This is a genomic window from Streptomyces sp. CC53 (assembly GCF_001865245.1).
GTDB lineage: Bacteria > Actinomycetota > Actinomycetes > Streptomycetales > Streptomycetaceae > Streptomyces.
The window spans coordinates 1-7,161 of the sequence record NZ_MKXB01000215.1 but is presented as its reverse complement, the minus strand read 5'-3'; the positions used below and the strand labels follow the sequence as shown (position 1 = coordinate 7,161).

General features: G+C 76.3%; 5 protein-coding genes. All 5 read left to right on the top strand.

The window, feature by feature from the left end; translation table 11 throughout:
* The coding region (locus tag BJP40_RS28810; protein WP_256220838.1) for an FtsK/SpoIIIE domain-containing protein at positions 1-1,858 on the top strand (1,858 nt) is incomplete at its 5' end.
* A 273-nt stretch (positions 1,859-2,131) separates the two neighbouring features.
* Complete coding sequence (locus tag BJP40_RS28805; RefSeq protein ID WP_071283400.1) at positions 2,132-3,499, top strand: ABC transporter substrate-binding protein; 1,368 nt, start codon at positions 2,132-2,134, stop codon at positions 3,497-3,499.
* A 4-nt stretch (positions 3,500-3,503) separates the two neighbouring features.
* The gene (locus BJP40_RS28800) at positions 3,504-4,835 is read left to right on the top strand and encodes a carbohydrate ABC transporter permease (protein ID WP_071283397.1); all 1,332 of its coding nucleotides are present in this window, start codon (positions 3,504-3,506) and stop codon (positions 4,833-4,835) included.
* The gene (locus BJP40_RS28795) at positions 4,832-5,689 is read left to right on the top strand and encodes a carbohydrate ABC transporter permease (protein ID WP_071283394.1); all 858 of its coding nucleotides are present in this window, start codon (positions 4,832-4,834) and stop codon (positions 5,687-5,689) included. The genes BJP40_RS28800 and BJP40_RS28795 overlap by 4 nt, the downstream gene beginning before the upstream one ends.
* Before the next feature lie 562 nt (positions 5,690-6,251).
* On the top strand, positions 6,252-7,161 hold a 910-nt coding region (locus BJP40_RS28790), incomplete at its 3' end, for a glycosyltransferase family 2 protein (protein ID WP_143066049.1).

Below are 7,161 nucleotides of genomic sequence, written 5' to 3'. Positions count from 1 at the left end.
CCGGCTCTGGGAGCGGGCCGCCGGGCACCCCGAGGCGCTGACCGTGCGGCTCGGCACCACCGAGCGGGCGGAGCTGGCCGCTGTCCCGGTGACCGTCGGGCTGCGGGAGGCCGGCTCGCTGGGGCTGGCGGGCCCGCGCCCGCGACTGCTCGGGCTCGCCCGGTCGGTCCTCGCCCAGCTGACCGCCCTGCACGCGCCCGCGGACCTGGAGGTGGTGCTGGTCAGCGCCGACCGGACGCGCCCGCTGGAGCAGCGGGTCCGGGACTGGGACTGGCTCGGCTGGCTGCCGCACGTGCGCCCCGCGCACGGCCAGGACTGCCGGCTGCTCCTCGCGTACGACCCCGACCAGGCGGCCGCCCGCGCCGCCGAGCTGACCCGGCGCCTGGACGACGGGCCGCTGGGCGCGGACTGGGCCGGCGCCCCCCGCGCGGCCGTGGAGGAGGCCGCGGCGCGGTACGGCGGGCCGCAGGCGCCGGGGGCGCACACGGTGGTCGTCGTCGACGGCGACCCCGGCACCGGCGCGCTGCGCGAGACGATGGCGCGGCTGGCGGGAGCGGGCGCCGCCGCGGGCATCCACCTGGTGTGCCTCGCGGAGACGACGCCCGCGTCGGCGCTGTCCCCGCTGGCGGCCACGTACGAGGCGGCCTGCGACACGTCCCCGGCGTTCCGGGAGTGCGGGGCGGTCGGCCTGCTGAGCGGCGACGTGGCGACGGCGCTGCGGGTGATGCGGGCGGCCGGCGGCCGGCCCGCCGGGCACGGCACGGTGGCCGCCGTGGACGCGGTGTCCGGTGCGTGGGCGGAGCGCTTCGCCCGCGCCCTCGCGCCGCTGCGCGCGCAGGACCCGGGGGCGCGGGGCCGGGCGGCTTCGGCGCTGCCGCGGGTGTCCCGGCTGCTGGACGAGCTGGAGCTGGCCCGCGCCACGCCCGCGTCGCTGATGGCCCGCTGGGCGTCGGCCCCGGACGGTACGGCGGTGCTGGGCCGCGGCCCGCACGGCCCGCTCCGGGTGGACCTGACGGGCGGCGACGGCCCGCACCTGCTGGTGGAGGGCCCGGCGGGCAGCGGCCGCACGGAGCTGCTGCGCTCGGTCGCGGCCTCGCTGGCGGCGGCGGCGCGGCCGGACCGGCTGGGGCTGCTGCTGGTGGACGGCGCGGGCGAGCGCGGTGAGGGCCTCGGCCCGTGCACGGACCTGCCGCACGTGAGCGGGTACCTGGTGGCGTCGGACCCGGTCCGGATGCGGGCGTTCGCCCAGGCGCTCGGCGCGGAGCTGAAGCGGCGGGCCGAACTGGCCGCGGGGCGGCTTCCGGACGCCGCCGAGGGGGCGGGGCCGCCGCTCCTCGTCGTCCTCGTGGACGACCTGGACGCCCTGGTTGCCCCCGCGCTCGGCAGCCCGGGCCGCCCGGCCGCGGGGTCGGTCGTACGGGCGCTGGAAGCGGTGGCGCGGGACGGCGGGCGGCTGGGCGTGCACGTGGTCGCGGCGACCGCGCACCCCGACCGCACGGCGGCCACGGAGGTGGCTCGGCAGGCGCGGCTGCGGGTGGTGCTGGACGCCCCGCCGACCGTGCCGGGCCCGGACGATCCGGCGCCGGGGCGCGGCCGGGCCGTGCACGCGGACGGGCGGGTGACGCCGTTCCAGGCGGGGCGGGTGACGGGACGCATCCCGCGCACGTCGACGCTCCGCCCGACGGTCGTCCCCCTGGAGTGGGAGCGCATGGGCGACCCGCCGACCCGCCGCCCGGTACGCGAACTGGGCAACGGCCCGACGGATCTGGCGCTGCTGGCCAGTGCGCTGGACCGGGCGGCCCGTTCGGTGGAGGCGAACCCGCCGGCGCCCCTCGTGCCGGACCCCGCACCGCGCTGAGCGCCCGCCGCCCGCCGCCCGTGGAACGACGCGGGCCCCGGGCCGAGGCGGCGGACGCCGAACGCTGGACGGAGCAGGCGCGGGGCGGCGGGGTGACGCCGCCCGACGGCCCCGCCCGCCACCCCACCGGGACATGACGGAACGTCACGACCCCATCACGATAGGCCTCTTGGGGCCGACGGCGGTATTGCGGCCCCCCGGTGTGCGGCGTAGACCAGAACGAAAGGGACACGCACGAGGACGACGCACAGCAACCGGAGAAACGGGGCAGCGATGCGGACAACTCTGCACACCCGCCGGGCCGTCGCGGCCCTGGCCGCGGTCGGGGCCCTGGCCCTGGCGGGTTGCGGCGGGAACGGCGACGGCAAGGGCGGCACGGCCGGCTCCACCGGCCCCACCGGCTCCGCGGAGACGGTGTCCTTACCCCGGCTGGACGGGCAGGAGCTCCAGGTGGTGGCCGTGTGGACCGGCCCGGAGCAGGAAGCCTTCACCAAGGTCCTCCAGGAGTTCGAGCGGCGCACGGGCGCGAAGGTCGGCTACGTGCCGACGCAGGACGCCATGCTCAACTACATCGGCACGAAGATCGCCGGAGGAGCCCCGCCCGACGTGGCGATGCTCCAGCAGGTGGGTGCGCTCCACGAGGCGGTCGAGCGGGGCTGGGCGAAGCCGGCGGGCCGGGACACGCGCGGGCAGGTCGAGGCCAACTACTCCCGGGGCTGGCAGCAGCTCGGCACGGTGGACTCCCGGCTGTACGGGGTGTACTTCAAGGCCGCGAACAAGTCCCTCGTCTGGTACAACGCGGCCGTCTTCGACAACGCCGGGGTGAGCGAACCGAAGACGTGGAAGGAGTTCCTGGCGACGGCCGAGACGATCTCCGCGTCCGGAGTCGCCCCGGTGTCCGTGGGCGGCGCGGACGGCTGGACGCTGACCGACTGGTTCGAGAACGTGTACCTCTCGCAGGCCGGGCCGGAGAAGTACGACCGGCTCGCCCGCCACGAGATCCCGTGGACCGACCCGTCGGTCACGAAGGCGCTGACCACCCTGGCGGAGCTGTTCGGCCGGCCGGACCTCATCGCGGGCGGCGCCGACGGGGCGCTGCAGACGGAGTTCCCCGCCTCCGTCACCCAGACCTTCACGGGCGGCGACCGGCCGAAGGCCGCGATGGTCTTCGAAGGGGACTTCGTCTCCGTCAACATCGCGCAGACCGACGCGGAGATCGGCACGGACGCGAAGGTGTTCCCGTTCCCCGCCGTGGGCGGCGAGCCGCCCGTGGTGACGGGCGGGGACGTCGCGGTCGCGCTGACGGACAAGCCGGCGGCGCAGGCCCTGATGACGTTCCTGGCCTCGCCGGACGCGGCGGCGCTGTGGGCGGCCGAGGGCGGGTTCCTCTCCCCCAACAAGGCGCTGGACCCCGCCGCGTACCCGAACGACGTCCAGCGCGGCATCGCCGAGGCGCTGATCGCGTCGGGTGACTCCTTCCGCTTCGACATGTCCGACCAGATGCCGCAGTCCTTCGGCGGAACGCCCGGGAAGGGCGAGTGGAAGGCACTGCAGGACTTCCTGAAGAACCCGCGGGACGTGGCGGGCACGCAGCGGCGGCTGGAGGCGGACGCGGCCGCGGCCTACCGGGACGGGAGCTGACGCCGTGGCGGCGACCGCTCCCCCGCGGGCCCGAGGGCGGGGCCGCCACCGGGCGGCCGGGCCCCGCGGCCTGATGGCGGCGGCGTTCCTGCTGCCCGCGCTGGTCCTGCTGGGCGCCCTCGTGGTGTACCCGATCGGCTACTCGGTGCACCGGTCGTTCCTGGACCGGCCGGGGACCGGCTTCGTCGGCCTGGGCAACTACGTCGAGATCTTCACGGACGACACGATCCTGACGGCCGTGCGGAACAACGCGGTCTGGGTGGGCGTGGCCCCGGCGGTGGCCACGGCCCTCGGGCTGGTCTTCGCGGTGCTCACCGAACGCGTCCGGTGGGGCACGGCGTTCAAACTGGTGGTGTTCATGCCGATGGCGATCTCCATGCTGGCGGCGGGCATCATCTTCCGCCTGGTGTACGAGCAGGACCCGGGGCGGGGCGTCGCCAACGCGGTGTGGGTGGGCGTGCACGACACGTTCGCCGAGGCGTCGGCCTACCCGCGGGCCCGCCCCCTGCCGGTGCATCCGCTGGAGCCCGCGGGCGGCGGGGCGTACCTCACGAAGGAGCCGGTGCGGGTCGGCACGCCCGCGCTGCTGCCGCTGGTGGGCGTGGCCCCGGGCGACATGCCCGAGGGCGCGCGCCCCGCGAAGGCCCCGGCGGCGGCGCAGGACCGGGTGACGGGCACCGCGTGGCTGGACTTCACCCGCGGCGGCGGGGGCACCCCCAACACGGTGGACGCCCAGGAGCGGGGTCTGAAGGGCCTCACGGTGGAAGCCGTCAGGGACGGCCGCGTCGTCGCTTCCACCACGGTCGCGGCGGACGGCGCCTTCTCCCTGCCGGCAGCGGCGGACGGCGCGCACCTGCGGCTGCCGGAGTCCAACTTCCGCGCCCCGTACGACGGGGTGGACTGGCTGGGCCCGACGCTGGTGACCCCGGCGATCATCGGCAGCTACGTGTGGATGTGGGCGGGCTTCGCGATGGTCCTCATCGCCGCGGGCCTCGCCGCGCTGCCGCGGGAACTGCTGGAGGCCGCGCGGGTGGACGGCGCCAACGAGTGGCAGGTGTTCCGGCGGGTGACCGTGCCGCTGCTGGCGCCGGTGCTCGCGGTGGTGCTGGCCACCCTGACGATCAACGTGTTGAAGATCTTCGACCTGGTCTTCATCATCGCGCCCGGCTCCGTGCAGGACGACGCGAACGTGCTGGCGCTCCAGCTGTACCGGTCGTCGTTCGGCACGGACGCCCACCTGGGGGTCGGCAGCGCCATCGCGGTGCTGCTGCTGTTGCTGGTGCTGCCCGTGATGCTGGCCAACATCCGCAGGATCCGGAGGGAGACCCGACGATGAGTTCCCCTTCCGCGGCCTCCCGGCTCGCCTCCCGCCTCGGCGGCGGCGCGGCGCGGGTCGTCCTCGTCGTGGTGGCGCTGTTCTGGCTGATGCCGACGGTGGGCCTGCTCCTGTCGTCGCTGCGCTCGCCGTCGGACATCAACGCGAGCGGCTGGTGGACCGTCTTCACGGCACCGGCGCAGCTGACCGTCGACAACTACCGTGCGCTCCTCTCCGACGGCGCGATCACCGGTTCGCTGCTGTCCACCGTGCAGATCACGGTCCCGTCCACGGTGCTGGTCGTGGTGGTCGGGTCGCTCGCCGGCTACGCCTTCGCGTGGCTGGACTTCCCCGGCCGGGACTGGTGGTTCCTGGTGGTGGTGGGCCTGCTCGTGGTGCCGGTGCAGGTGGCGCTCGTCCCGGTGTCGAAGCTGTTCGGCGCGGTGGGCCTCTTCGAGACGACCCTCGGCGTGGTGCTGTTCCACACCGCGTTCGGTCTGCCGTTCGCGATCTTCCTGCTGCGGAACTTCTTCGCGGAGATCCCGCGCGAGCTGCTGGAGGCGGCGCGGCTGGACGGGGCGGGCGAGGTGCGGCTGTTCACGCGGGTGGTGCTGCCGCTCGGCGGCCCGGCGATCGCGTCGCTGGGCATCTTCCAGTTCCTGTGGGTGTGGAACGACATGCTCATCGCCCTGATCTTCGCGGACTCGGCGTCACCGCCGATCACGGTGGCGCTCCAGCAGCAGGTCCGCCAGTTCGGGAACAACATCGACGTGCTGGCACCGGGGGCGTTCGTGTCGATGGTGATCCCGCTGGCGGTGTTCTTCGCGTTCCAGCGGCAGTTCGTGTCGGGCGTGATGGCGGGCGCGGTGAAGTAGCCCCGGGTGGAGGCGCACGTCAGGGGACCGGCACGGCGGCGGAAGCGCCCCACGGGGGCGGCTCCCGGCCGGCCGACACCGGGCGGCGCCGAGGAGCAGCCCGGGTGGCGGGGGCGACACGGCGGCGGCACGCGGTACGGAGGCCGGCAGGGCCCGCCCGGCGGGCCGGGGGATACGGCCGCGAGGACGGGCCGGTACGACGGCCGAGGCGGGAACGGCCCGGCGGAGGGATACGGGAGCGGTACAGCCGCAGGAGCAGACCGGCACGACGGCCGAGGCGGGAACGGCCCGGCGGAGGGGCGCGGGCCGGGGCGCCGGCGCGGCCGGTTCCGGCACCCGCCCTGGGCAGCCGCACGGCCTCGTCCGGGGCGGCAGCGAGCCCGGCGCTCCCCGGACCCCGAGGTGAGGGCACACCCGTCACTGACGCCTCGTCAAGTCGCCGCCCCGCCATGTCACCTCACCCGCCCCCCGGGGACCCGCTGATCGCGGGCAGGGCGGGGCGGGCACCCTCGGATGTCGCACCCGCGCGTAACCCGCCGCGCCCGGCGGGCGTTGCCGGGCCATGCCCCGGTTCAGCGTCATCGTCCCCGCGTACCACGTCCGGTCCTCCCTGCACGCCTGCCTGGAGTCGGTGCTCTCGCAGCGCTTCGACGACCTGGAGGTGATCGTGGTCTGCGACGGGGGCGCGGGCGGCTGTGCCGAGATCGCCGACGAGGTGGCGGCCCGCGACCGGCGGGTCGCGGTGCTGCGGCTGCCTGCGGACCGGGGGCCGGGGCGCGCCCGCAACGCGGGGCTGGACCGGGCGGCGGGCGACTACGTCCTCTTCCTCGACGGGGACACGGCACTCACCCCGGACGCCCTCCAGACGGTCGCCGACCGGTTGAAGGAGACCGGCTCCCCGGACGTGCTCCTCTACGGCCACGCCCAGGTGCCGTGGACGGGCGAGCCGCGGCCCGACGCCTCCGGCCGCCACCTGGCGCAGGACGGGCCCGCCCCCTTCACGCTCACCGACCGGCCGGAGCTGCTGCGGCTGCCGCCCGTCGTGTGGAACAGGGCATGCAGGCGCGAGTTCCTGCAGCGCAGGGGCCTGCGGTTCCCCTCCGGGCACCACGGGCACCTGCCCGTCACGTACCCCGCCCTGCTGGCCGCCGGGTCGCTCGCCACGCTGGACCGGGTGTGCGTCCACCACCGCCCGCCCCGGAGCCGTGTGCACGGCGACCGCGACTTCGACGTGTTCGCGCAGTACGACCGCCTCTTCGCGTACGTCGACGGCCGCTGCGCCCTCGCCCGCTGGCGCGCCCCTCTCTTCGGCCGCATGGTGGAGGACCTCACCGCGCTGTTCTCGGCGCCCGGCCGGCTGCCGGCGGCCCGGCGCGCCGAGTTCTTCCGGCTGCTGCGCGCCCACCACCGCCGGCACCTCACGCCCGGCGCCGCCGCGGGCGCCCCGGGCCGGCTGGTGCGCGGGCTGATCC